Raw genomic sequence first — 26,281 nt, 5'->3', positions numbered from 1 at the left:
CTCGGCGCGTCATTCCGGCCCGATAATGCGCAAACTTTGGCGCAACCCGCGCGCAGCCAATGCCGTGGCCGACTCCCCCGAATAGGCGAGCGTCGATTATAATTTGCGATACACGCCGATGACTCGGCCCAGGATGTCAGCATCTCGTCCGTCGGAGGCGTTGACGTAGATCGGGTCCATTGTGGCGTTAGCGGGTTGAAGTCGAATTCTGGAGCCTTCGCGGTAGAATCGCTTCACCGTCGCCTCGCCTTCGACCATGGCGGCGACGATTTCGCCGTTTCGCGCGGTCTTTTGCTTGGCGACAAATATATAGTCGCCGTCGTGGATGCCGTCGTCGATCATCGACTCCCCGGTGACTCGGAGCCCGAAAATGTCGCCCGTTCTCCCTAAGAGTCCTTCGCCCAGGGCCAGAAATTCTTCGGTATTCTCGATGGCCTGCATCGGGAGTCCGGCGGCGATTCGCCCAACGACCGGAATGCGACGGATGCCCTCATCGTAGACGGTCGTCGTGTCGTCGCTCGCGATGTCGCCGCGCTGGTAGCTTGAGCCGTCCGGATTGAAGAGGGGTTTGAGCGCGCGGGATTTGCCGTCTTCGCGCTCCAGATAACCCTTGCGCTCAATCGCCTTAAGGTGGTCGTTGACCCCGTTGGTCGATTTGATGCTCATATGGTTTCCGATTTCTCGGATCGTCGGTGGATACCCTTCGGTGTCGATGCACTCGATAATATAGGCCAACACCGTCATCTGGCGCTTCGTCAGCTTTGTGAGCGATTCATTTTTGGATGCGCTAGTCATTTTATCATACCCTATCTTATCTTAAACCGAGTTTCGGTCGGAGTTTAGTGCGTGCTTAGCCCGGGGTTGGGAGAAGCGCCTGAACATGCGTGAATCTACTGAACGAGTGTAAAGGTGTCAACGTCCGCGCTTGAGTCAAGATATTTTTCAGATTTAAGTTAATGGTCGAATGGCCTGGCCGCACACCTGGGGGTGTTTAGCATTGCCGGCGGTTGCATCGGCGGGGCGTTCTGCTAGCGTTTTCGCGGGTCGTTTGTCCTTAGTTTTCAGTCTTGAAGGAGTGGTGTTTGTGAAAGGTTTTAGCGCAGGGAGCGGTAAAGGTGTGGGTAAGGGCGGCTCAAACCCCGCGGAAGTCGAGTGGGATTGGATCATTATAGGTTCGGGGTTTGGCGGGAGTGTGTCCGCGCTGCGACTTGTCGAGAAGGGCTATAAGGTGCTGTGCATCGAGAAGGGGCGCAGATTCGCGCCCGAGGATTTCCCGGAGACCAACTGGGATGTGCGGCGCTGGCTTTGGAAGCCGCAGGTGGGCATGAAAGGGCTGTTTCAGATGAGCTTCCTGAAGCATATCACGATCATGCATGGTGTGGGGGTTGGCGGCGGCTCCCTGGTGTACGCGAATACCTTGCCCACGCCGACGGAGGGCTTTTTTAACGCCGAATCCTGGGCGCATTTGAGCGAGGATGGCTGGCAATCCGAGCTCCAGGAGCACTATGGCACAGCTCGGCGCATGCTCGGCGCGACTCGCTACCCCGGGCATAGCCACGCGGAGGATATACTGGCGGAGATCGCCGAGGATATCGGGCGAGGGGACCGGTTCGAGAAGACCGACGTGGCGGTGTATTTTGGGGAGCCCGGGGTCGAGGTGGAGGACCCTTATTTCGACGGCGAGGGCCCCACGCGTACCGGTTGTATTGAATGCGGCCAGTGCATGACCGGGTGCCCGTATAATGCCAAGAATACGCTGGACTATAATTATCTATGGCTGGCCGAGCGTCAGGGGCTCAGGATTGAGGCCGAGCGCGAGGTGACCGCAGTGCGCCCGCGCAAAAATGGCGGGTATCGCGTGGAGACCGAGCCGTCGCTCGATAAATCCGAGCCCGCGATTACCTACCGGGCCAGGCGGGTGATCTTCGCCGGTGGTGTGATGGGGACCGTGCCGCTGCTGCTGAAGTTGCGGGAGGACCCGGACGGATTGCCGGGGTTGTCCCCGCGGGTGGGTGACGCGGTGCGCACCAATAACGAGGCGCTTTTAGGCGTCATTCATCCCGATAATGGGGATGATATGTCGCGCGGGGTCGCGATCACATCGATTCTGCATACCGACGAGCACAGCCACATCGAGCCGGTGCGCTACGGGGCGGGGTCGGACTTCTTCCGCCTGCTGGCGCTTCCGCACGCGCCCTCAGAGAATATCTTCGGGCGGTTCGCCCAGGTCGCTGGCGGTTTTGCGCGCCAGCCGCGCTTGTGGGCCAGGGCGATGCTGACCACGGATTGGTCGAAGCGCACCCAAATCCTCTTATATATGCGCACGCTTGAGAGTACGTTGTCGTTTCGTCTCGGCCGCAGCGTTTACACGGGGTTTGCGCGCGGTTTGGTGTCGAAGCTCGATGACCCTGCGCGCGCTCCATCTGCGTTTATGCCCGAAGCGACCGACTTGGCGCGGCGCTGGGCCAAGAAGGTCGGCGGCGTGACGATGGGGCTGCTTACGGAGACTTTGATGGGCACTCCGACCACGGCGCATATTCTTGGCGGGTGTTGCATGGGCGAAGACGCGCAGTCCGGTGTGATCGACGCGGAGCATCGCGTGCATGGCTATGAGGGGCTGTATGTCGTTGACGGATCTGCGGTTTCGGCGAATCCAGGGGTGAATCCATCGCTGACGATTACAGCGCTTGCGGAGCGGGCAATGGCGAAGATTGAAAAGAAAAGCGCGTAGTCGTATTTATTTTGGTTCCTGGGGAATGAAAATCCCGGGACGGCCGTTTTGATGACGTGACGATTTTGTAGACGCGTGATTTCGAAGGTGATTTGATAGTCCACGAGTGAGTGAGATGGAGCCATTTAAGCAAAAACCCGCGGCCTGGAAAGGGCTAAACCTGGCGATTGTTATCGCTGCGGGCGTGCTTTGCTTAATGGCCAGCGCCCTCGCTGACTCAAGGGCCTCGTCGTGCGCGCCGAAATCCTATGGCGCCCAGCCCTCGAATTGCCATCAGACCCCTCAAGCCGACCATTCCACGTTGCAGGCCTACCTTGCGCCGAGCGTAAGGTCGAACTTTGGGGGCGCCTGGGCGTTTATTCTCCCAGGCGCGCGCGCGTTTTCATCGACGCATATCTCCGCGCCGAGCCGACTCGAAGCGCCGCTCCAGCCGGACCTTCGCTCGGAATTCGCGGATATTCCAATCTATCGAATTGCTCCTAAAAATTCAGACCCACAAATCGCAATTTTCGCCTGAGCGAGAGCGCTCGTGATCGCAGGTTTACGGCCTTTGTTTCGTGAACCTCGGCTGCGCCTCTCCGCTCCGTTGAGATTGTTATGATGCTGGCCGGTGCGTGCCACAATGCGCGCGTGGGCGGTATCCCGGTATCCCGTTGCGCGTTTGACGTGTGGATGTGCACCTTTGCGCCCGGATGCCCAGGTTGAAATTTGTAGGTAAAGGAGCAGTTTATGTTGAACCACCAGGTCGACTGTGGTCAGGATTATTCGCAAAATCTCGAGTCTCTCAGCGTGACGGCGGCCGAGAGGCGCGCCGCGCTTAAGACCCAGCAATATATCGACGCGCGTTTGAGCGAGGTTGCGCGGCAAACCTTGGCGGCGCTTGGCCATGATACCGCGCCCCTGTCGGAGCGCTCGTTGCGCCAGGCGCTCGTGTACGTAAGCGGCAAATATACCGGCGGGGAGTCGCAGCGCTTTGCTCATTATTGCCGCGCGCTACAGTTGATGTCTCGGCAGGAGTTTCGCGCTGCCCTCACGGCCTTCGAGAGTGTGTTGGTGGGGCAGGTCGAGGCGGGGTTTGAGCCGCTGCGCCAACTCGCCCTGAAGCTGCACTCGGTGTGTTTGGAAGAGCTTGAGTTCGACGACCAATCGATGGAGCAATTCACGGAGTTGCTCTTTCGGAAATTCGAGGAGACGCGCGCAAACGGGCGTCCGGATGACGTCGCCAGTCAACTTGGTCTGGGGCGGGTGCGCGCTGCGATGGCGTTTTAACCGAAGATGCGTTGGCGCGATTTGCGCGCCCGCTCGAAACAAAACGCGCTGATTTGCTCGGTGCCTAATTATCGAGGTCCGAAAGAGCAAAGGCCGCCCCGGATAGCCGGGGCGGCCTTTGCTCTTTCAAGCGATGCTTTTAATGTTCTGCCTTAGGCGCGCATGGGCTTAAGCGCCTTCGCCCAGCGTGCAAGTTCGTCGAGCACCTTTGTGGCGGCTTCCGACTGTCTTTCCGCGGGGGCGAATTCGTTTGTTTCCGCGTCGATCGATTTGCCGAAGAAGGGCAGCGCTACCGCCTGCGGCAGGGGCATCACGCCGAGCGTCGTGAGGATGCTCTTGGTGGACTCCACGGAGCGGGTTCCGCCGGACACACCGCCATAGCTAACGAAGGCGGCGGGCTTATAACTCCACTCATAACCCAGGTAGGTCAGGGCGTTCGTCAATGACGGTGGGGTGCCATAGTTATATTCGGGGGTCACGAAGACGTACGCATCGCCGCGGTCGACGATTTCGCTCCAGCGCTTCGTATGTTCGTGCTCGTATTTTTGCTGGCGGGGATGATTTGCTTCGTCAAAAAGAGGCAGGTTGACCTCGGCGAGGTCGACCAACTCGACCTCGAAATGCGGGCTTTTCTTGGCGATCTCCAGGAACCAGTCGGCGACCAACGGTCCTTTGCGACCCGGGCGGGTGCTGACGACGATGACTTGTAGGTTTAACATAGTGACCTCCTAATTAGGTGATAGTTGAGTCCGCGACAGGGCCCTGCAATCTATCGATACAACGGGTTGCGGGCCACTTCACGGGAGCTGCACGGTTTTTAGCATGATTGATGTTATCTTACACGCAATAACCCGACCGCTTTTGCGCGCCGGATATCGCGTTGGATTGGTGGTTTGAATGAAAAGATATTCAGTGGTTTGACTCGCTGCGGGTCGTGTCTATTGTTGACCCGAATAAACGCCGTTGCGGCCGGGGTTTCCCCGGAATCCGTGGTCAATTTTCCAAACCCATCATTCATCGTTGAACGCAATAAACCTGGTGACATGCTCCCTGAAGATGGCCTGTCCGGGTAACGCTGCGCCCACTTTGGTCGCGTCTTTGGACTCGGCGGCGGGCACAAATTGAAGAACACTGATGGATTGAGCGGGTATAGAGTTATTTAGGAGGGTTCAATGAGAACTGAAAAATTTACGATTAAGTCGCGTGAAGCCGTTGTTGAAGCTCAGGATTTGGCGGATGCGCGCAAGCATGCCGAGGTTCGCCCGGTGCATTTGCTGAGCGCACTGCTCGCGCAGCGCGATGGCATCGTCGTGCCGATCATCGAGAAGATTGGGGTGCCTACTGAACGGCTTGAGTCGGCGGTAGCGCGTGAGTTGGACCGTCTGGGGCGTGTCGAAGGTGGCCGTCTTGGGATTTCCTCCGCCCTCGCCGAGGTGATGAGCAGCGCCCAGAAAGAAGCGGATAAACTGGGTGATGAGTATGTCTCCACCGAACATCTTCTGTTGGCGTTGACCGACGCCAAGGAAACGACCGGCGCGATGCTGCGCGAGCAGGGAGTCACGCGTGACAACACGCTCCACGCCATGAAGGAGGTGCGTGGCTCTCAGCGGGTGACCGATGTCGACCCGGAGGGTAAATATCAAACCCTCGAGAAGTACACGCGTGATCTCACCGAGCTTGCGCGGCTGGGCAAGCTCGACCCGGTCATCGGTCGAGACGCCGAGATTCGGCGCTCGCTGCAGGTCTTAAGCCGGCGCACGAAGAATAACCCGGTGCTGATCGGCGAGCCCGGTGTTGGCAAGACTGCCATCGTCGAGGGAATTGCGTTGCGTATCGCGGCCGGAGATGTGCCCGAGAGCATCAAGAATAAGCGTGTGCATGCCCTCGACCTGGGCGCATTGGTCGCGGGAGCGAAGTTTCGCGGTGAGTTTGAGGACCGTCTCAAAGCGGTGCTGCGCGAGATTGACGCTGCGCAGGGGCAGATTATCGTCTTTATCGACGAGCTTCACACCCTTGTTGGTGCGGGCGCGGCGGAGGGCTCGATGGACGCGTCTAATATGCTCAAGCCGGCGCTCGCTCGCGGCGAGTTGCACGCTATCGGCGCCACCACGACCAATGAGTATCGGAAGTATATTGAGGCTGACACGGCGTTGGAGCGCCGTTTCCAGCCGGTGATGGTCGACGAGCCGACGGTCGAGGACACCATCACGATTCTGCGCGGCCTAAAGGAGCGCTACGAGGTGCATCATGGGATCCGAATTTCGGACGCGTCGATTATCGCCGCGGCGAAGTTGAGTGACCGCTATGTTGCCGACCGCTTTCTTCCGGACAAGGCGATTGACCTGATCGATGAGGCGGCGGCCGGCGTGAAGATGGAACTCGAGAGCTTGCCGACCGATATCGATCGTATCGAGCGCCAGATTACGTCCCTGGACATCGAGAAGCACTCGCTCACCAAGGAGACGGATGCCGCGAGTATTAAGCATCGCGAGGCGTTGGCCGAGGAGATCGCGGAGCTGCGCGAGGAAGCCAGCGGCATGAAAGCCCAGTGGATGCGCGAGCGCGAGGTCATCGAAAATTTACGCGATAAAAAGCAACTCATCGATGATCTGCGCACCGAATACGACCAGGCCGAGCGAAAGGGCGAATTGGATCGCGCGGCCGAGATTCGCTTCGGGCGTCTGCCGGAGGCCGAAAAAGCCCTCGAACTTCAACAGCAGGAGCTGGAGAAATTGCAGGCTGGCGGAAGTTATCTGCGCGAAGAGGTCAGCGACGAGGATATTGCCTCGATCGTCAGCCGCTGGACCGGGATTCCGGTACAGAAAATGTTGGAGAGCGAGCAGCAGAAATTGCTCAGCATGGAGGAGCGTCTTCATGAGCGCGTGGTGGGGCAGGACTCGGCGGTTGAGGCCGTATCTGACGCGGTGCGGCGCGCCCGAAGTGGCCTACAGGACCCGGAGCGCCCCATCGGTAGCTTCATCTTTCTCGGCCCCACCGGCGTCGGTAAAACCGAGTTGGCCAAGGCGCTCGCCCAATTTCTCTTCGACGATGAACAGAATATGGTGCGTCTGGATATGTCGGAGTTTATGGAGAAGCACGCGGTCGCGCGCCTGATCGGCGCCCCTCCGGGCTATGTCGGCTACGAGCAGGGCGGCTATCTCACGGAGCATGTGCGCCGCCGCCCCTATACCGTCGTACTCTTTGATGAGATCGAGAAGGCGCACCCCGATGTCTTCAATATCCTGCTTCAGATCCTCGATGACGGCCGGCTCACCGACGGCAAGGGGCGCACCGTCAACTTTAGCAATACGGTCATTATCATGACCTCGAACGTCGGCAGTTACCATATTCAGGAGCACGCGCTGACCGATCCCGAGAAGGCCGAAGAGTTGGTCCGAGAGGAATTACAGGCGATGTTCCGCCCCGAGTTTCTTAACCGAGTGGACGACACGATCATTTTCCACGCCTTAACGCGCGAGAATATGGATCATATCGTCAATATCCAATTGCGTTATGTCGCCAAATTGCTCGGCGATCGCGACCTCAGCCTTGAGGTTTCCGAGGCTGCGACGCATTGGCTTGGCGACCGCGGATTTGACCCTGTCTACGGCGCGCGCCCGCTGAAGCGTGTCTTGCAAAACGAGATTCAGAATCAGCTGGCCAAGCGGTTATTGGCCGGAGACTTTGTCCCGGGTCAGACCATCTATGTTGACCTGACCGAAGATGGGGATTCTCTTGAGTTTCGGGCCAAAGGTAGCGGCGCGACCGAAAAACTAGGGGCTTAATCTTGTGGTGAGTAACTGCCGCTGGGACACCACCCGGCGGTGATTCGCGCGAACCGAGCACGTGTTTTAGCGCGGCACTCCTGGGGGCAATCCCCGGAGTGCCGCGCTCATTATTTGGCGGGAGCATCGGTTTTGATCGGTTGCCAACTCTCGTCTGCCTCTCTATAGTGCCGCGAACCCGCGCTTGCGGGATTCAACAAAACATTTCTTACCCATTCCATCGACTGACGAAGCGCCCGAAGCGCCCTCCAACCAGAGGGTGATTCAATGGTGTGTATTTGGCTTTATATCGTCGTATGAAGCAGTCGCATGGAGCGAAACCCATCTTCCGTAAAAAAGCAGTGATTTATTATGTCTAGGAATCAGACCAAATATATTTTCGTGACGGGCGGCGTGATGTCTAGCCTCGGCAAAGGGATATCGGCCTCGGCGCTCGGAGCGCTGCTTGAGAACCGGGGGCTGAAGGTCTCTTTTGTAAAGCTCGACCCCTACGTGAACGTCGATCCTGGGACGATGAATCCGCTGCAACACGGCGAGGTGTTTGTAACCGATGACGGCGCCGAGACCGACCTAGATTTGGGCAATTACGAGCGTTTCACGACCGCCCGTATGACCAAGGCGAATAACTTCACGACCGGTCAGATTTACGACCGGGTTATCTCGCGCGAGCGTCGCGGCGAGTACCTGGGGCGCACCGTGCAGGTGATTCCCCATATCACTGATGAGATTAAAGAGTCGATTTACCGGGCGTGCGAAGGCGCCGATATCGGCATCGTCGAAGTCGGCGGGACCGTCGGGGATATCGAGTCGCTGCCGTTTTTGGAGGCGGTTCGCCAGGCCCGCATTGAGCTCGGTGACCGCAACTCGGTCTCGATTCACGTCACGCCCGTGCTCTATATCGCGGCCGCCGAGGAGATGAAGACCAAGCCAACCCAGCACTCGGTAAAGGCATTGCGTGAGATCGGCATCCAGCCCGAGTTCCTGATTTGTCGCTCCGAGCGCGACCTCAGCGAAGACCTTAAGCGCAAAATCGCGCTATTTTGCAATGTCGACCCCAAACGCGTCATCACCGCGCGCGACGTCCAGTCGATCTATGAGATGCCGCTGCTGCTGGCCGCCCAGGGCCTCGACCATGAATTGGGTGACGCGCTTAATATCTGGTCGCGCGCGACCGACCTCAGCGATTGGGAGCGGATCGTTGACCGGATCAAGAACCCGAAACACCACGTCGAGATCGCCATCGTCGGCAAATATATCGATTTCAGCGATGCGTATAAATCGCTGAACGAGGCGTTGTTCCACGGCGGGATCGAGAATGAAGCCAAGGTCAACCTTCGCTTCGTCGACGCCGAGTTGCTCGAGAAGGACAATTGGGAGGCATTGCTCGACGGCTGCGACGGCGTGCTCGTTCCCGGTGGCTTCGGGGAGCGGGGCACCGAGGGCAAGGTCAAGGCGATCAACTATGCGCGCACCCGAAACGTGCCGTTCTTCGGCATCTGCCTGGGCATGCAGTTGGCGGTGGTTGAGTACGCGCGAAATGTCTGCGGTTGGGAAGACGCGGATAGCCACGAGTTTGACCCCGACACCGAGCATCCGGTGATCGCGCTGATGGCTGAGCAAAAGGATGTCGTGGATATGGGCGGTACGATGCGCCTGGGGGCCTATCCCTGCGTGCTGAAGACGGGCTCTCGCGCAGCAGAGATCTACAATAGTATTCAGATCAGCGAGCGTCATCGGCATCGCTTTGAGGTCAACAACGCGTTTCGCGAGCAGCTTGAGGCCAATGGCCTCGTGATCAGCGGAACATCGCCGGACGAGGTTCTGGTTGAGATGGTCGAGTTACCGGACCATCCGTGGTTTATCGCGTGCCAATTCCACCCGGAATTCCAGAGTCACCCGACCCACGCGCACCCCCTCTTCGCGAGTTATATCGCGGCCTGCATTAAGTAAATCGGACCAATCAACGCCGCAGGAGCGCGCTAAGATAGAGTAGCAAGGCTCCTGCGGCCAGGATCAGCGCCTGGCGAGTTGGCGACAGCGCGAAGCGGGCGTCGGGAAACACAAGCCCGGCGACGGCGCCGACAATCCCGAGCATCCCAAGCACGGCACATAAAATAACGAGAGGGTGGGCATTTTTCGAGGGCGCCGAGCAGGCGTCGCTCGACGTCTGGCTTTCCGGAGGCGTCGCGATGAGCGCGTCGTTCGTCTGCAGGACGAATTGCGCGGGCGGCGCGAGGCTAATCTCTGCGGGCTTACCCACGGGCGTTGGCTCGAATGTGGGGAGCGAAGGCGGCGGTGCCTTGGCGCGCGCCGGCCCAGGCATGCGTGTTTTTGGGGGCTCGGGCGCGTTGAACGCTTCTGGGGCGCGTTGACTCGCCACCTGCCTCGCCGCGGTCGCGCCGCCTGGATTCGACGCATGGGGCGGGGCGCCGCTGAACACGATGTTGTGAAGCATCCCGTCGTCTAAGAACGCCAGGCTTTCGTCATTAAAGTCTAGGGGCGGTGCTTGCTCGAGCGTTTCGGTCTGGTCGCTGGGCGCGCTGACCGGGGGCATCGGTCGCGTGGATAGGGCGTGGGCTGACTTGGCTTGCGCTGCGCTGCGCAGCTTGGCCGCCATCTTCTTGATCTTCATCGCGGGCTGGTCCTGCTTGAGCATATGCTCGATGCTCTTGCGCTTAAAACTCAGCGTCGGGTCGTTGTCCGCGCTCGCTTCCAGGGTTTGGGCGATGTCCACGAATTGAGGGGTGGACTCTCGATCTCGGGGTTTCTCGGCGACACGCCGCGGCGCCAGGCGCGGGCGTGAGGCCGCGGTAATCTCGGGCAGCGACGCGGATTGTCGGATCGCGGCCAACTCCGCCCGCGGAATCTCCACGGTCTGATCGGCGTTCGCCGTGCTCGCGATCATATCTGCGGCAGCAGATCGCTGAAAATTTTGCGTATCTTTAGACATTAGAAGTCTACGATAAAATTGGAATAGCGATATGTAAATAATACTAGTCTAGTGTGATCAAGAAAACAATCGCAGCGCCGGGGCCGACGAGTCTTCGGGCCACGTGGTGTCGAATCGCTTCGGCGCGTCGCGATGCGCCGTGAGCATTATCGGTGGCGGCGAGCGGGGGGCGGGAAGGGGCAAAAAAGGGAGCAGATTTGACAGATCTTTCGGCAGGCTGGTAGCGTCGAGGCGGCCGAGTTTCGGTGTTTAGTTCAGATATTCTATCGGTCCGCCCAGGCGGCGGCCCGAGTCGGTTTTCTACCCAATGGAGATAGATAATGGCAGATATTAGCCTTCGAAAAGAGCATGGCATGGACTTCGATTCAGCCAAGACCAAGGTCCATGAGGTTGTCTCGGGTCTCGAAGAAAAGATGGATGTTATCGAGTCGGTGGATTGGAATTCCGACCAGACCTCCGCCACGGTAAAGGGGACGGGGTTTAAGGGGCAATTCGCGGTCGACGCGACCGCCGTCTCGGTCGATATCGACCTTAAATTCTTTGTAAAGCCGATGAAGGGTAAGATCGCCGACAAGATTCAGCGCCACCTTGACCGTCACTTCGGTTGAATCACGGATAGATTGGCGCGAGCGCGCACGCCGCGCGCTCGCCTCACGGCATCCTTTCCTTGTTTTAGGACCACCAGCGTCATGTCAATTAAGAAGTTGCTCGTCGTATTATTCATTAGCTTACTTGTTTGGCCCGTATCGGCCGCGGCCGCTCCGAATAAGGAGCTTAAAGCGGAACTTCAGGGTTATGTCGACTCGATTCGGGAAGATGAGAATGCTCGGGCGACTTTTTATGCGCTGATGACGCAGGCCGTGATCGATAAAAAAAGCGCGAAGAAAGACCTCGTGGCGCTTGCAAAAGATGCCGACGCGACCGTGCGCATGGGCGCCGGGATGGGCCTGGTGCTCGCCGGCGGGCGCAACGCGGAGGCAACGCTCGTCGCCGAGTTGGCCGCATCACCTCAGCTCTACGAGGCGTTGGTGAGCTCGGCGAACCTGCTTCCTGAGAAGGAAGAGGTCCAGGTTTTGAAAGCTCTGCTTAAGGCTGCAAAGCCCGAGCAGGTTCGCGATATCTTCCGTTATCTGGCGGGACAATATGGGGATGTCTACGACGTTCTGGGTGAGTATCTGCTGCAAAAAGACCCGGCGCTGCGCGCTCCGGCGCTCGAAGCCGCCCTCTACACGGCGCATGAAGACGCCGGCGATTACGCCGAGAAGATGCTCAAGAGCAAGGACGAGGCGATTCGCGCGGATGGCTTGAAGCTCGCCATCGGCCTGGCGCAGAGCCCGGGCGGCTCCGCCAAGGCGGTCGCGGTGCTCAAGTCGGCGCTTAAGAATAAGACGGCGGCGATCGCCGACCAGTCGGCGCGCTATCTGGTGGAGCAGGGGCATAGGGAGGGCGTCGATTTCCTCGCGGCTGCGCTCACGAAGGAAGAAGATGAGGCCAAGAAGCTCGGGTTGGCGACCTTTTTGCTGGCCCATCAGGCCCGGGTCGACAAGAAAATCTCGGCGCCGTTGATGGAGTCCGAGAATAAGGAGTTGCAGTCGGTCGGCTGGCAATTGGCGGCGGTGACCGGGGATGCCGAAGTGCTCGCTAAGATTAACGAGATGTTCGGGAGCACGAACTTCGACGAGCGCATTTTCGCGGTGAAATCCCTTGGGCTCACCGGTTCGACGACGGCGGTTGGCTTGCTCAGCCGGGCGCTCTTTGAGGGCGAGCGCACGATTCGCCTGGACGCGGCGCGCGGCCTGGGGCAGCTCGGCAAACCCGGCGCGCTGGACGCGCTTCAACGCGCGATGAGCGCCGAGCGTGACCGCGAGGTGAAGTTGGCGGTTATCGAGGCGGTCGCGTCGATTAAGAATCCGAAATCGCTGCAAATTCTGCGCTTTCAGACCACCGACCGGGACCCGCAGGTCAAATTGGCGGTCGTCCAGGGCATGCGAAAGCTCGGCGACAAAGACGTCCTCAGCGCGATGAAGGTCCTTAAGAACGACCGCGACCTCGCGATTCAGTGGCAGGTCTTTTTGAGCACGCTCGAGATTTCGCCCAAGCAGGGCCTGGCGGATATGCCGCGCGCGCTGCGAAATCCGCCGGTGGATTTCATGGACGATATCGTCAAGCTCAAGGCCAGCACGCGCATTCAGGTGCTGGAATACCTGCTGCGAAACGGCGGAAATAGCGCGCGGGCGAAGACGCTCGTCGCGGTGGAGCGCCTCGGGGATGAGACCCTCGACCTGGCGCGCAAGGTGCTGCTCGACGGCAAGGTGGAGGAGTCCACGCGCCTTTCCCTGCTCAAATTGGTCGCCGCCAAAAACTCGCCAAAAGACCAGGTTCTCCTGGAGAAGTTGGTCCGCGGGACCGATGGGATGCCGGCACTCCAGCAGGCTGCGGTCGCCGCGCTTCTGCAATATACCAGCTCGGACCTCGGCGCGACCTACCGCGGTCTGTTGGGCTCGAAAGACCCGGTGATTAGGGCCCAGGCTGCCTACGGTCTGGCTGTAATTGACTAAATCCAGGGCTCTATCGCCCTGAGCAAAAAACGAAAGAACCCGCGTGCGCCATGAACGGCGTACGCGGGTTTTTTCATCGGCTTAAAGTTGCGCGCTTAGTCGCACAGCGTCGGGTCGCTCTCGCCGGCGGGCACGCTCACGGGCGCCTCGCAGGCCACGCTCCCGCGCTCTTCTCCCTCGCCGATGACCCGGGCGCAAACCGGCACGATGAGGGTCGGGAAGTTTGTGGCGTTCGACTGGACGACCAGCGCGATCTGGTCGGCGTCGGCGCTCGGGCTCTGGCGGTCATAGGTCAGGCGCACGCCGAAGTCGCGCCGCGACTCCACGGTCGCCGGCAGGTCCTGGTTCTCGACCTCGACGCTAAACGCGCTGACGTCGGCGCCATCTTCACGGGTGCCGACCAGGCAGACCTTGTCGATCTTGAGCGCCGCCTCGCCGCTTGATTGCAGCAACAGCACCCATTCGTAGGGGGTTCGAAGCGAACTCCCCGGCTCCGGGTCCCTATTTCCCTGCGGATAGAGCTCGCCAAACGAGACCGGCGACTGGTGGGGAAGAATCGCGGGGCCGCCGCTTGAGTCGGCGGCGTCACCGCAACCGGCGACCAGCAATCCTGCCAATAGAGCTGCCGCCGATGCCTTCAGCAAGAGCCTTCTTCCAGGGCATCCAAAACGCGATGTTGTCATTCTAAACCTATTTATTGGGAGCAATATTAGCGCTGCTGGAACATAAAGGGATACGAGATCTCGACCTCTCCGCCTTTGGGGCGCGGGAATTTCATGCTCTTGACGACCCCGCTCAGGCAGCGCGTTGTCTTGGCGTCGGCCAGCGTGCTGGAGCGTTGGCGCACGTCTTTGACGCGGCCATCGGTCTTGACGGTCCATGAGAAGACAACTTTGCCCGAGAGCGAGGGGTTGTCGGTGAGCCGGCTCTCATAACATGCCTGCATTTTGCCGATATACCGGTCCAGGGTCTTCGCCACGTCGGCGCGCGTCAGCGAGCCGGAGACTTTACCCAGGGCCTTGATGCTCGACACCTTGCCGCGGACCTTGCCCGAGGACTTGCGTTTCTCGACCTTGCCGACATTTTTGCTCAGGGCGCTGGAGCCGCTGGTTTTGCCGCGTTTTCCGCCGCCGCCCACGGCCATATTGACCTCATTCCCCTTGAGCGCGTCGAGGGCGCCGCTGACATTAAACGAGCCGTCGCCGCCGCCGGGCTTTTGCACCGCGTCGATATTGCTCACCACATCCTTGATGCTCGAGCCGCTGCCGGGGTTGGGCGATTTGAGCATATTGAGCACGTCCTCGGCCTTCTCGCTGTCGCTGGCGTTGGCGTTGGTGCGCGTCGATGTTCGTTTCGCCAGCGCCTTTTTAATGGTCTCCGGGATCTGGACCTCTTGCTCCGCGGGGTCGTCGGGCACCGGGGCGGGGGTCGGCTTGGTCGGCTCTAACTTCTTTGGCAGCGGCTTGGGCTCCTCGGGCGGCGTGGGTTTTTTGAGGTCGGCGAGTTTGCCCTCAGCGAACGCCTCGATCTGCTCCGGGTCGGGCTTGACGGTCATCTGCACACCGGCCGCCTGGATGCCGACCACGCCGAGCATCGCGCCCAGGTGGAAGAGAATCGCGAGGCCCAGGGATACGGCGTAGAGCGTGATATTCTGGCGCGTGAGGGTTGGCTGCGAGCTCGGCGGGGCCAAGGGCGGGCGAAATAGGCGGATGCGCCAGGCGACCTCGCCGAGCTGAAGTTCGCATTGGTCGCCGGGTTTCAGCTCGATTTTTTGGCTAAGATCGTCGATGGGGCGCCGGCGATTGCCGTCGTTACGCCGTTCAATCCAGCCCCGCAGCTCCTGTGATTGTGCGAGCTTCTTGCGAATCTTAATCGTGCCGGCTTTCGTCCCCAGCGTGGCGCTAAAAGGCGCTTCGCGGTCGCGATAGCGCCGCTTCAACCCGCGCAACGTGTAGATCGCGAAGGCGCGGTCGTTGGCGTGGCGCACGAGCTCCATGACGTTGGAGCCGGCGCGCTCCTCGCGCGCCGCGCCCACCTGTGAGGCGGGCTTCAGGATCTCTTCGAGGGCGAAGGGGGCCTCGAACGCCTCATCTTCGTCATCGTCGTCGCCGACGAACTCCCAATCGAGCGCGTCAAAATAGGCGTCGGGCTGGGGCGGCGTCGACGGCGCCTCGGGCAGAGATGGAGCGGGCGCTGGCGTTTGAAATTGCTGGGGGAGCGCGGGCTCAACGACCGGAGGTTCGGGCGCCGAGAACGCGGCGCTCGCGTCGAGATCGAAATTTGCCGGCTGCGGCTTGTCGGCCGGCGGCGGGCTGGGCAAATCAAGCGCTGCGTCGGGAATGGACGGCGCAGGCTGCGATTGGGACGGCGACGGGCCCGTTATTTGCGTGGGCTCCTCAAAGGCGTGCGAATGCTCGGATTGGAGACTCAGCAAGGCCTGCGGAACGGCCCGCTCCACCGTTTCTTCTTGCGCCGGCGCCGTCGGAGCAGCGCGCTCTCCCAGCAGGTCCGCCTCGAGGTCTGCGCCAAGATCATCGCGCAAAAACGGCTCATCAAGGTGGGCTGGCGGGGCGGCGGGAGTTGGCGCAGGTGCCTGTTCCAGGGCGGTGACCAGCGTAGACGCGCGTTTGAAATCACCGGCGTTCTCGGCGCGCGACACCTCGCCCCAGGTCGAGGCGCGCATCGGAAAGCGCTCCTCAAGCAGCGACACGAGGCGCATGGACTGGTCCGACACGCCCGGTAACTGGAGGATCGACTCCAGCGCGCCCAGAAATTGGGTATAGTCCGCGAAGCGTCGGCTCGGCTCCTTGGCCAGGACGCGCCCGACGATGGCGTCCAGGCGCGAGGGCACGCTTGAGGCGATGGCCGATGGCTTGGTGACCGGCTCGTCGCAGATGGCGCGCATCACTTCGAAGGGGCCCGAGCGGGCGAAGAGTCGCTTGCCGGTGAGTAATTCCCAGAGGATGACGCCGAGGGCGAAGATGTCGCTGCGCGCGTCCGCCGGGGCGCCGTTGAACAACTCCGGGGCGCAATATTCGAGGTTACTCGTCGGCAGGCCGCCTCGGGCCTGGCCCAGGGCCTTGTGGATCGTTGAGGTGCCGTGGCCGACGATGCGGGTCTTCCCGTCGTAGCCCAACAAGAGGCTATGCGGGCTCAGGTGTGCGTGGACCAGCGGCGATTGCGCTTCGGCGTCCTGGCGGCGCACGAAGTCCAGGGCGGCCGCGGCCTCCGCGATGACCCGCGCCGTCAGGGCCAGGGGCGCGGGGCGTCCCTCGGCGGCATAGGAGCGCCAAATATAGTCGAGAGACTCCGCCGGGGCGAAATTTCGGACGATATAATAGCCGTCATCGCGGCGAAAAAGGTCGCGCGCGCTCAGCAGGCCGCGGTGGTCCAGGGCCGCGGCGCGCTTGATCTCGCGGTAGCCCGCGCGCAGCAATTCCTGCTGCTGGCTCACCACGCGCGGGATGCGCTCGATGACGACCAGGTTGCGCGCGCCGTCGGCGTGAATCGCGCAGGCAAGCCACGACTCCAGCTCATTGTGGGTGGTGAGCGAGGAGAGCGGGACGTATCGGATTTTACTGGATTGGCTCATCGTTGGGGTCAATCCGTTTGGGCGTTTTTAGTCTGAGCTTCGTCGAACTTCTCGGCCCATTGTGCGCCAAGCAAGGTATCCACGGTGTCGCGCAAAAAGCTATTTCGTTTGTTGATCATCGATGGCAGCGGCCGCTGCGCGCGCTGGAATAGGAAGACCGCGCCGGAGCCTGCGGACTCACCGCGGATCAGGCGCGCGTCGAACTCCATGCGGTTGCCGCGGCGCAGCGACGGGGTCGCGGAGGTGTCCGCCTCGCCTTCAGCAACTTCGCCGTCGCCGTCGGCCGCCGCGCCGTCTTCGCCGGCGTCTTGCGTGGAGTCGGCGGACTTATCTTGGGCCGCGGCTGGTGTCGCAAACGTCAGCGCCAGGGTCAGGCCGAGAGCGGCCGGGAGAAGGGCGAGGATTCGGTTTTTTGGTGTCATGATTTTCATTGTTTCATGGTCGCCATGCGATATTTAGAGAATCCCGCGATCGATGCGGAGCGGAGCACCAAATAGAGGGTGTCGTAGTCGAGGTCCTTGTCGGCTTGCACCAGCACAATGGCCTCAATCTCGGGGTCGCGCGCCTGGGCCTTGGTGACGTCGGCGAAGTCGGTCTCCAGGCGCGCGACGAGCTCAGGAATTTTACCGTCGTCGAAATACGCGCGCGGCAGCCCCTCTGGGGCGATATTCAGGATGATATCTTTGCCGACCAGGATCTTATCGCCCGTGACCGTGACCCCGGTGGATGGCTTAAACGGCGAGCGCGAGGTCGAGGTCGGCAGTTCAATCTGGTCGTTGAGCTCGAAGTTGTGGTCCTCGGCCTGAAAGTTCACGATCAAAAAGATCAAGATAATCGTGAACATATCGAGCAATGAGGTCAGCATCAGCCCGGGCGGGGACTTTGATTTTACGAATTTACTCTTCATGGTGCCTCCCCTGCTGGGGCGCCGGGTGCGTCGTCACCGGCGGCCTCGGCCGGGTCTTCCTTGATGAGTTTTGAGAAGACGGTGACCGGGAATAATTCGGTGTAGATCGGGTCGCCTTCTGGGGTCGCGCCGGATTTAAACTCGCGCGTTTTGTCGAGCACGCTCACCAATTTTTGGTAGGGCAGGTCGCCGGAAGGCAGCACGATCAGGGTCGTGCTTTTGGGGTATTTCTGCTTCACGCTGCGCAGGTGATCCTGAAGCTTCTGCGCCGGCATCTCGCCATTTTCGACGCTCCATTGCGTGGACAATTGGTCCAGCTGCGCCGGATCAACATCCGCGCTGGAGAAGGTCAGGCGCAGCTCGTCGGGCTCAATCACCAGGGAGGCCGAGACCGAGGCCGGGTTGGGCGGCGCGTTCGAGCCGCCCGGCGTGTGGTTCGGGGTCGAGGTCGGGATCACGCCGACCGTAAAGAAGGCAGCTCCCATCAACAAAAACGGAATCAGAACCATAAAGAGGTTCATGACCGGGGTGAGGTCGAGTTCTTCGGCCTCTTCTTTTGCGCGGCGTAATTCGTCAAACACTTCGAGTCCTTCGGGGGCCGCAGAGGTTGGAGTCGGGGGTCCGCGCTCGTTGGTTTTCACCTGATAAGGGCGCGCTCAAATAAAAGGCGCGCTTAGCTCGCGATCTCGGTTGAGCCGTCGGTCTTGGCGCTATTGGGCGCGCGAATCTCGCGGACCACGCCGGTCAGCGCGACCAGCAGGGTGGTGGCGCCGCCTTCGGTTTCAATCAGAATCTTCTCGGAGCGGTTCGACAGGATGTGATGGAAGACCAGCAGCGGCACGGCCACGCTAATGCCGAACGCGGTGGTATACATCGCGGTCGAAATACCGGCCGCCAGCGCGTCCTGGCGGGCAGCCGCCGAGGCCATACTGATACTGGCGAAGGCCGAGATCAGGCCGAAAATCGTCCCCAGAAGTCCCAGGAGCGTCGAGCTATTGGCCAGAAGAGCCATCAGCGAGATGCGTTTTCGCAGCGTCAATAGGGAGGCGAGCATCTCGCTTTCCATCGCGCGCTCAATCTCGGTGTCGCGACGATTGGCCCGCAGAATCCCGGCCTTCATGACCCGGCCGAGCGGGTGATGCGACGAGATTTCACACATATCCAGGGCCTCGCGGAACCGGCGGTTCTCCACGTGCGTGACAACCTGGCGAATAAACGAGCGCGCGTTGAGCCGGTTTTGAATGTAGAGGGCGAAGAGGCGCTCTACGAAGATCAATACGCCGAGTATTGAGACGGACAGAATCACATACATGACCCGGCCGCCATCTTCCAAATATGTCGTAATCACTTCCACAGAGACACCTTGGGTGCGGAGTTAAAGAGTTGAAATCCTAAGGCGATGCTACCAAGATTGCAGTCGCCCGAACAAGCATGACAAAAAAAGTTGGGGGTTATCTACTACCAAGTTTGATGTCTTTCTTTAAGCTGAAAATTAGGAAAACACCAAACTTATCCGCCCTCACCGCGTCAGGTTCGGCCGCACGAACTCGTCGTCCTTAACCCCGAGCACCGCGTCGCTCGGGACGCGGGTGTTGGGAGGGCGGTAGAGCACCGGGATCTGGGCCATGCGAAACGGGCCCGGGGCATCGAGGCGCCCGCCCACGGCGGTGTTAAAATAGAGCAGAATATTGTTGATGCCGGCGGGCGTGCCGTCGGCGAGCTCAACGGTGGACATCAATTTGATATTGCGGATCGTATAATCCATGCAGTGGCGCTGCTCGGCGACGACGCGGATGGTCTCGCTGCGCGCCTCGTCGGGCAATAGCGTTGGATTAATGTCGACCGAAATCTTGCGCTTCTGGTCGTCGGGCAGCCCTGCGGAGCGCGCAGAGTCCAACTCGAAGACGCCGGCGGCGTCGATCAGCACCGGCGGGCCGGGCACGCCGTCGTCGGCGTCGCGCCACTGCAGGGTGGGGCCGGCCGGGTCGAAGAATAGCTCGCCGACGCCGGCCGTGGTGGCCTCGCTAATCGCGGTGATATGAACGCCGGTGACAAAGCGGGGCCGGTCGGCGACCAGGCTCTCCATTCTGCCCAGATCATTGACCTCATAGCGATACCCAAATGAGAGGTGCGCGCGGGTGTCGGTGCTTCGAGGGTCGGTGTGCTGGAGCAACTCCTCGCCGTTTGAGACCCCGTCGCCGTCGGTGTCTGCCTGGGTATCCGGGTTCAGATAGTCGGTGCCCTGAATCAACTCCAGGCGGTCCGGAATCCCGTCGCCGTCGGTGTCCACCAGGGTCGGGTCGGTGCCGAGCAGCGCCTCTTCGCAGTCTGTGAGCCCGTCGAGGTCGGTGTCGCGATCGGCCGGCACGATGGCGCTGCAGGCGGCGGGGCGGTCAAAATGAAGCGGGTCCAGGCCCATAAGGGCTTCGACCAGGTCGCTGATCGCGTCGCCGTCGGTGTCAGGGTTGGTGGGATCGGTGCCCAGGCGCAGCTCTTCGGCGTCACTCAGGCCATCCCCGTCGGAGTCCACCACCGGCCCATCGGGGTCCGCCAGGGCATTGATATTGGACGCCATCAGCAACTTCGGGCGCATCTCGGCGCGGGAGCGGAGCAACTCGATGGTGTTGATGGAGAAGCCCGAGGCGTTGTTGAATCGCTGGTAGGCGCCGCCGCCGGCAAAGGCCATCGCCTCCATGGCGTCCTGGACCTGCAGGTTGATGGCGTCGTCGGCCTCGGCGGCCAGATGCATCGCCTGGAATCCTAGCCCGGCCGCGCCCTGGCTGATGGCGTATTTGCGCATCGACGCGATGATGCCGGCGTCTAATTGGGTCTCACAGGCGGGGGAGGGCTGGTCGTTGTCTTCGATACACTCGAGAGTCGTGCCCTGACAGCAATCGCTGCCGACCGCGATGGGCTGCTGAGGGCCAGCGTTGATCATCACCAGGGCGTAGTGGGTGCGCAGGCGCTCACCCTTTGGTGTGGCGGCGAGGTCGTCTTCGATCAGCGCGCGCGCGTTGCGCAGGGCTTCGCGATAGTCGCGACAGCGCTCGCCCTGGCAGGGCTTTGCCAGCGTGAGGCGGTTGACCGCGTTGAAGAGTTCGCCCGGGTTTCGGGTGAACGCGCCGTCGGTTGGGGCGAGCTTCTCGGGGCGGCCGCCGTAGCCAATGACCGCCATTTCGACGTTGCTCTGGTTGAGCGTGGTGCGCACAAAGTCGTTGAGCGCGCCGGCGCGAAGCCCCGCCGCGTCGTAGTCCGAGAACAAGGGCCCCGCCGCCTGATCGGCCAGGACAATCACGCGCATCGGAAACTTCGCCCGCAGGGGATCTTCGGTGCAGACGCGCCCGGTGAGCGAGAGTCGATCGGATTGTTTCGGCTCCTTGCCGGGGCTATATAACCCGACGTCGGTGCAGCTTAGCAGCGGAATTAGGCACAAAAGGGCGCCGACGGCAGCGAGCCGCCGGCGCGTTTGACCGCGGCGACCGATGCATTGACGTTGAGCGAGGTGTTTTACAGCTTTCACGATCCCTCGTTGGCGTCGGCGCCGGTTGTTTGAAGGCCAGATTCGTCCTCGACCGCTGTGGCGTCGGGATCCTCGGAAATATCGGGTTCTGGCTGGGGGCATAAATAGGCGCCCGGGGGTTCGACGGGGTTCCCCGCGTCCGAGCCCGCGTCGGCAACGGGCTCCGAGGCGTCCGGGGTGTCGTGGGTGCTTAGGCCCGCACAGGCCGAGATCGTGTCGGAGGCCAGGGCGATTAACTCGCATTGCCCCTGCGAGCAGGTCCGTCCCGGTCCGCATCTCATGCCCAGGCAGCCTTGCTCCAGCGAAACGGTCGCGCGGAAATCGTCAGCGTTTAAGCTCTTTCTCAGGGTATTCTCGATCACCGGGACTCCGTCTCGGATGCCCTGGATGCGCACGAATACATCGCCGTCGACGGGCGCAAACTCGACCCTCTGGGGCAGCGCCATCAGCGAAGGCCCCGGGCAACTCCACAGTTCGCGCACCCCTTCGCGGATAAGGTTATTGTCCTGGTCGGTGATCTCGACGCGCAACGAATCGATCTCCTCCGGAATGCTGAGATTGCCGCACACCTCGACGACCGTGTCGGGCGCGTCAGGGTTGCAGGCGCCGAGCAGCGGTACGCCGAGAAGGGCGAGGCAGAGGAGCTGAAGAACTCGGGCTCGATAAAGTAATTGCATGCGCAAAATATACTTCCGGGGGACGGCCACAGCGGCTAGCGAGGTTATTTTGAACCAATAAGGTCTGAATTGTACAAGCTCTGGCGGAATCTTAGCAACTCTTAACAAACTGTGCGAGCAGGGTATTTATCAGGGGGCTAAAATATGAAATAAGGTGGGGCGCCGGGTTGTATTTAGGTCCCGGTCGATTCGCGGGCGCGCCGGCGCTGAATTGTGCCCCTATAGTAAGAGGCGTAATGATTGCCAAAAACTCGCCTTCAGCCGGGCTTAAGGGTGTCGCGCTTGCGCGGAGGGAAGCGGTGCGCTATAGACGTCCGTCCCGTGCCCCATCAAAACCTTAAAGGCCCGGGCGCCGAGTTGAAGTTCGACCCCTGACGCTAAAGGTTGCCGCCTAAGAGGCCGTTCCTCTGGGCGCAATTTTTAATAGATACTAGAAGATTTCGTTGTCTTAGAAAGATAAAGCGAGCATATGGAAACCCTATTTACCGTTATTCTTGTCGTGACATCATTGATTATGATCGTGGCGATTTTGTTGCAGTCCGGGAAGGGAAGTGGATTGGCTGCCGGGTTTGGCGGTCACTCTGCGGGTACCAAAGTCTTTGGTGGCTCGGGCGCCGGTGGCTTTTTGCTCAAAATGACCGTCGTGCTTGGCGCGGTCTTTATGATCTCGAGTATGGCGCTGTCCTATATGGCGAGCCGGCCCAAATCTGCGTTGGCGGGCATTGAGAGCGCGACCAGCGGTCAGTCCAAAGCCACGCAGGCGGAGACGATTATCACCAGTGGCTCGGGCGCTGCGCCGGCCGTATCGGACACCCCGGCTGAGGCGGAAGCGCCGTCGATTAATTTCGACGCGGCTCCGCAGGCTGACGAAGAGCAGGCCGACCCGGCCGCCGCTCCGACGGAAGATGATTCGGAAAAAACCGAGTAATAGATGAGTCTCGGGCTGACTCAATCTTGGTCGAAATAAGTCGACATTGCAGTCGAAATTTTGGAAAAAGGCTCCGCCCCCGGGTGGAGCCTTTTTTGTTTTGAAGATAATTCGTTTCAAGAACTAAATGATCCGCATAGATAAGTTTTGATGGAGAGATGTAGATGAGCCAGGTGCTATTCGCTGAAATCGACCGTCTTTTTGAGTTGGCTCCCGCCGAGCTTGGCCCCGACGCTCAGGGTGTTTTCGAAGAGCTCATCGCGGGGCTTGAGTCCGGCGACCTGCGGGCGGCGACGCCGGTGGATGCCGGCGAGGACGGGCTGCGATGGGAGGTTCAGCCGTCGGTTAAGCGCGGGATTTTGCTGGGGTTTCGCCTCGGGGAAAGTGAGCTGATGGCGCCGGCCGGGCCGCTTGGGTTTCGGGATAAGAATACCTATCCGGTGCAGAAGTTGCCGATGCAGGCGCGCAATATCCGCGTGGTCCCCGGCGGAAGCGCGGTGCGACGAGGCGCCTATCTGGGGCATAACGTCACGATGATGCCCCCGTCCTATGTCAATGTCGGGGCCTATGTCGGTGACGGCACGATGATCGACTCGCACGCGCTTGTCGGCAGTTGCGCGCAGATCGGGCAGCGGGTTCATCTGTCGGCGGGGGCGCAGATCGGCGGGGTGCTTGAGCCGATTGGTCAGGCGCCGGTGATCGTGGAAGACGATGTGCTGGTCGGCGGAAATACCGGACTCTATGAGGGCGTTCGGGTATGCAAGGGCGCCGTGATCGCCGCGGGTTGCGTGGTCACCGCGGGCACGCCGGTCTTCGACCTGGTGCGCGAGAAGGTCTATCGCAGCACCGCGTCCTCGCCGCTTGTGATTCCGCCCGGAGCCGTGGTGGTTCCGGGGAGTCGCCCGGCCAGCGGCGACTTCGCCCAGCGCAACGGACTCCAGATGGCGGCGCTGATGATCGTGAAATATCGCGACGCCAAGACCGATAAGAGCACGGCGCTCGAGGATGCGTTTCGCTAAGCTGGGCCGGCCTGCGCGACGCGTCGCTCCGGCCGCGGCGCGCGCCATAGGATAAATATCGCAAGAGGCTTTTATTTTTGCGATTCGTGCTTAGAGTGTAGGCGTTGAAACGCCCAGTGGAATCATCTTGCAGATAGGAATCGTGTCGATGAGTAAAAAAGAGATTGAAATCCCAAAAGACGCCGCGCTCGATACTAGCGAACAAGCTCAGGCCAGTGATTGGGAAGAGCGTTTTGAGGCGCAGGTCAATACATTCTTTGACGAGGCCATCGCGCGTGTCCCCGGCTTTGTCGACCGTCATCTGACCAGCCTTCGCCGGGTCTTGGCCCGAAGCGTGGGGCCGCGCACCGGCGTGGCTGATATCTTTATCAGCGCCCGAAATATGGTCGCCGGGGTCTCGAAGGCGGCCGGAGGGCCGGATTTCTCGACCTCGACCTACACCTCGGACCGCCTCACCGAGGCGTTCGAGCGCGAGGTTGTCAGCTCGGATGAGCTTGAGAGTCTGCTGCGTCGCTTATTTAAGGACTTCGAGCAGGACCAGTGGGAGAAGACCTTCGAGAATATCGAGGGCGATGGGCAGATGAGCCTGGAAGATGTGCGCGCACACCTGCTGGCCAGCATGGAAGAAGAGATCGCCCATGACCCGTTGCTCGCCCAGGCGATTCGCTCGGGCGTCAAGATCGGGCTGCCCGCGACCCTGGGGTATATCCTCTTCGGGAAGGTGAGCTTTTTCGGCGTGGGGACCGACGCGGCCGGCGAAATCTATCGCTCGCGGCTTAATTTCTATAACCGAACGCTGATGAAGCTCGGGCGCTTTCAGGTGCCGGGTTGGGTCGGCGCGGTGGGCCTGGCCGGCGGTGTGCTTGGCACCCTGGTGATCGGCGGCGTGATGGAATACGCGCTCAACTCGGTGCGCGACGTCAAAGGCGCGTATATCCGCCAGCTCAACGCTGCGCGCCACGCGCTTCTCTACGGAGAGAACCCCGAAGTCCCCGAAGGGCAGGGGATTTTGCATGTCGTACGCGGGCTGGAGCGCCAATTTGAGCGCCTGCCGGAGAGTACGGAAGAGTTACTGAGCTTCGAGATGCCCGAGAAGGTCAATCAGGGTGATTGAGCCGAATCGATTTGAAGATAGATAAAAAAAGCCGCGCCCCGGGAGGTTCACCTCCCGGGGCGCGGCTTTTTGCTCTTTGCGCAGTCGGTTTTGGCGCCGTGCTCTTAATTTACTGGCGGGCAATCGCCGGGCATCGCGGCGATCCACTCACTGATGAGGTCGACGCCGAAATGGTCGATGGTGGTCAGCGGGAGCTCCGGCATTTTGACGCCGGCTTCCATGGAGTCCATGCGGTAAATCATGATCGATTCCTCGGGTTTGCCGGGGTAGATATCATAATAAAGCCCGCCTGCGCCTTTTCCTGCGGCCACCGGGGTTTTGCAGCGACCCCAGGCCATTGGCTGCTCCTCGTCGATGTTCAGATAAAGACCCGAGTTTCGGGCGGAGCCGCCCGGGTTATGGCAATGCGCGCAATTGCCCTCGAGATAAGTGCGCGCGCGCTGCTCCAAGGGGAAGCTGGTGTCCTTGGGGTCGATGAGTTTGTCCAGGGTGTCGACCGGCGGTATCGCCGTATCAAACATGCCCAGCGCGGCGAAATGCTCAAGCTGATTGACCGGGCCGTCGCCATAATCATTGAGGCGATTGAGCTGACGGGTGCGCGGTCCGAGCAGGACCGTTTTATTGCCAGAGGCGTGGCAATTGCGGCAGTCACTGCGTGATGGGATGCGGTACTTCGCGTCGACCGCCTCGCCGTCCTCGCCGATATAGGTCACGTCGATATTTTTGCCGGCCAGGAAGGACGCCGCCTCGGATTGCTCCTCGTCCCAAAGATAGGTGTGCGTGCTCCAGTCGTTTTCGTCGCGCCGCATCAGGCGCGTTTCCACCAATCGACGCTCCCCCTCCGGGGCGCGCAGATCGTCGGGGAAATAGAAGGTTTTGACGATGGTCGTGCCGACCGGGTACTCCCACATCTCCGCCTCGTGGAAGTTGATCTTTTGGCCGTCCGGCAGCGCGATGAAGCGAAATTTGGAGCTATGGTCGCTATAGAGCTTGGTGTTGACGCTATAGGGGACCAACCCGTCGGAGGGGATATGGGCGGCGAGGTCGCCGCGGAAGAAGCAATAGTCCGACAGGTTGTCGAAATACTCCCCGACCGGCGGAAGCGTGAGCTCGCAGGTCGAGGTTTGGCCGTCGTTCGCGTCGTCGCTGCAGCCGATAAGCGTGGCGGCAGCGACGAGCGCGAGCAGTGAGGCGCGCAGCAATAAAGCGTTGGGTCGAGACATCGTGTGAC

General features: G+C 60.7%; 21 protein-coding genes. 9 read left to right on the top strand and 12 right to left on the bottom strand.

Going from position 1 to position 26,281, the window contains the following annotated elements; genetic code table 11:
• Positions 1–96: 96 nt before the first annotated feature.
• Positions 97–795 carry a transcriptional repressor LexA gene (lexA, locus tag DN745_RS09035; RefSeq protein ID WP_111334139.1) on the bottom strand — a complete coding sequence of 233 codons (699 nt, stop codon included), beginning with the start codon at positions 793–795 and terminating at the stop codon, positions 97–99.
• A 289-nt stretch (positions 796–1,084) separates the two neighbouring features.
• Here lexA and DN745_RS09030 point away from each other — a divergent pair, with 289 nt between their 5' ends.
• Complete coding sequence (locus DN745_RS09030) at positions 1,085–2,731, top strand: GMC family oxidoreductase (RefSeq protein WP_204355126.1); 1,647 nt, start codon at positions 1,085–1,087, stop codon at positions 2,729–2,731.
• 729 nt (positions 2,732–3,460) lie between these two features.
• Positions 3,461–4,000: a hypothetical protein gene (locus DN745_RS09020; RefSeq protein ID WP_111334133.1), complete on the top strand. Its 540-nt coding sequence runs from the start codon at positions 3,461–3,463 to the stop codon at positions 3,998–4,000.
• A 152-nt stretch (positions 4,001–4,152) separates the two neighbouring features.
• Here DN745_RS09020 and DN745_RS09015 read toward each other — a convergent pair whose 3' ends face one another.
• Positions 4,153–4,719, bottom strand: a complete 567-nt coding sequence (locus tag DN745_RS09015; RefSeq protein WP_111334131.1) for an NADPH-dependent FMN reductase — start codon at positions 4,717–4,719, stop codon at positions 4,153–4,155.
• A 453-nt stretch (positions 4,720–5,172) separates the two neighbouring features.
• On the opposite strand from DN745_RS09015, the gene clpB reads away from it, so the two are divergent.
• A complete protein-coding gene (clpB, locus tag DN745_RS09010; protein WP_111334129.1) occupies positions 5,173–7,785 on the top strand; it encodes an ATP-dependent chaperone ClpB in 2,613 nt (870 codons plus the stop codon).
• Between the two features lie 351 nt (positions 7,786–8,136).
• Entirely contained in the window at positions 8,137–9,735 is a 1,599-nt protein-coding gene (locus tag DN745_RS09005; protein WP_111334127.1) for a CTP synthase, read from the top strand.
• 10 nt (positions 9,736–9,745) lie between these two features.
• Here the strand turns inward: DN745_RS09005 and DN745_RS09000 are convergent, their stop codons facing one another.
• Positions 9,746–10,735, bottom strand: coding sequence for a hypothetical protein (locus tag DN745_RS09000; protein WP_133621824.1), 990 nt, complete (start codon positions 10,733–10,735; stop codon positions 9,746–9,748).
• Positions 10,736–11,055: 320 nt separating this feature from the next.
• Between DN745_RS09000 and DN745_RS08995 the strand changes: the two genes are divergently transcribed.
• Both DN745_RS08995 and DN745_RS08990 read left to right on the top strand, forming a co-directional pair.
• The gene (locus DN745_RS08995; protein WP_111334122.1) at positions 11,056–11,343 is read left to right on the top strand and encodes a polyhydroxyalkanoic acid system family protein; all 288 of its coding nucleotides are present in this window, start codon (positions 11,056–11,058) and stop codon (positions 11,341–11,343) included.
• Positions 11,344–11,424: 81 nt separating this feature from the next.
• Complete coding sequence (locus DN745_RS08990) at positions 11,425–13,293, top strand: HEAT repeat domain-containing protein (protein WP_111334120.1); 1,869 nt, start codon at positions 11,425–11,427, stop codon at positions 13,291–13,293.
• A 95-nt stretch (positions 13,294–13,388) separates the two neighbouring features.
• On the opposite strand, the gene DN745_RS08985 is transcribed toward DN745_RS08990, so the two are convergent.
• From DN745_RS08985 to DN745_RS08950, 8 genes are all read right to left on the bottom strand, one after another.
• Complete coding sequence (locus DN745_RS08985; protein ID WP_133621825.1) at positions 13,389–13,937, bottom strand: hypothetical protein; 549 nt, start codon at positions 13,935–13,937, stop codon at positions 13,389–13,391.
• Positions 13,938–14,002: 65 nt separating this feature from the next.
• Positions 14,003–16,885: an AgmX/PglI C-terminal domain-containing protein gene (locus DN745_RS08980; protein WP_111334116.1), complete on the bottom strand. Its 2,883-nt coding sequence runs from the start codon at positions 16,883–16,885 to the stop codon at positions 14,003–14,005.
• A gap of 8 nt (positions 16,886–16,893) precedes the next feature.
• Entirely contained in the window at positions 16,894–17,307 is a 414-nt protein-coding gene (locus DN745_RS08975; RefSeq protein ID WP_133621826.1) for a hypothetical protein, read from the bottom strand.
• Between the two features lie 5 nt (positions 17,308–17,312).
• The gene (locus DN745_RS08970; RefSeq protein WP_111334112.1) at positions 17,313–17,792 is read right to left on the bottom strand and encodes an ExbD/TolR family protein; all 480 of its coding nucleotides are present in this window, start codon (positions 17,790–17,792) and stop codon (positions 17,313–17,315) included.
• Complete coding sequence (locus DN745_RS08965; RefSeq protein ID WP_111334104.1) at positions 17,789–18,373, bottom strand: ExbD/TolR family protein; 585 nt, start codon at positions 18,371–18,373, stop codon at positions 17,789–17,791. The genes DN745_RS08970 and DN745_RS08965 overlap by 4 nt, the downstream gene beginning before the upstream one ends.
• A gap of 92 nt (positions 18,374–18,465) precedes the next feature.
• On the bottom strand, positions 18,466–19,146 hold the full coding sequence (locus DN745_RS08960) for a MotA/TolQ/ExbB proton channel family protein (protein WP_133621827.1): 681 nt from the start codon (positions 19,144–19,146) through the stop codon (positions 18,466–18,468).
• A 165-nt stretch (positions 19,147–19,311) separates the two neighbouring features.
• Positions 19,312–21,312: a vWA domain-containing protein gene (locus DN745_RS08955; RefSeq protein ID WP_133621828.1), complete on the bottom strand. Its 2,001-nt coding sequence runs from the start codon at positions 21,310–21,312 to the stop codon at positions 19,312–19,314.
• Positions 21,309–21,989 carry a hypothetical protein gene (locus DN745_RS08950; protein ID WP_111334098.1) on the bottom strand — a complete coding sequence of 227 codons (681 nt, stop codon included), beginning with the start codon at positions 21,987–21,989 and terminating at the stop codon, positions 21,309–21,311. The genes DN745_RS08955 and DN745_RS08950 overlap by 4 nt, the downstream gene beginning before the upstream one ends.
• A gap of 469 nt (positions 21,990–22,458) precedes the next feature.
• On the opposite strand from DN745_RS08950, the gene secG reads away from it, so the two are divergent.
• The 3 genes from secG (at position 22,459) to DN745_RS08935 (ending at position 25,050) form a co-directional block, all read left to right on the top strand.
• Positions 22,459–22,917 carry a preprotein translocase subunit SecG gene (gene secG, locus DN745_RS08945; RefSeq protein ID WP_111334096.1) on the top strand — a complete coding sequence of 153 codons (459 nt, stop codon included), beginning with the start codon at positions 22,459–22,461 and terminating at the stop codon, positions 22,915–22,917.
• Positions 22,918–23,081: 164 nt separating this feature from the next.
• On the top strand, positions 23,082–23,936 hold the full coding sequence (locus DN745_RS08940; RefSeq protein ID WP_111334094.1) for a 2,3,4,5-tetrahydropyridine-2,6-dicarboxylate N-succinyltransferase: 855 nt from the start codon (positions 23,082–23,084) through the stop codon (positions 23,934–23,936).
• A 148-nt stretch (positions 23,937–24,084) separates the two neighbouring features.
• Complete coding sequence (locus DN745_RS08935; protein ID WP_111334092.1) at positions 24,085–25,050, top strand: hypothetical protein; 966 nt, start codon at positions 24,085–24,087, stop codon at positions 25,048–25,050.
• 104 nt (positions 25,051–25,154) lie between these two features.
• Here the strand turns inward: DN745_RS08935 and DN745_RS08930 are convergent, their stop codons facing one another.
• Positions 25,155–26,273, bottom strand: coding sequence for an SO2930 family diheme c-type cytochrome (locus tag DN745_RS08930; RefSeq protein WP_111334090.1), 1,119 nt, complete (start codon positions 26,271–26,273; stop codon positions 25,155–25,157).
• Positions 26,274–26,281: the final 8 nt, after the last annotated feature.

The organism is Bradymonas sediminis, assembly GCF_003258315.1.
GTDB classification, from domain to species: domain Bacteria; phylum Myxococcota_A; class Bradymonadia; order Bradymonadales; family Bradymonadaceae; genus Bradymonas; species Bradymonas sediminis.
The sequence above is the reverse complement of the archived record's forward strand: the minus strand, read 5'-3'. Positions and strand labels throughout refer to the sequence as shown.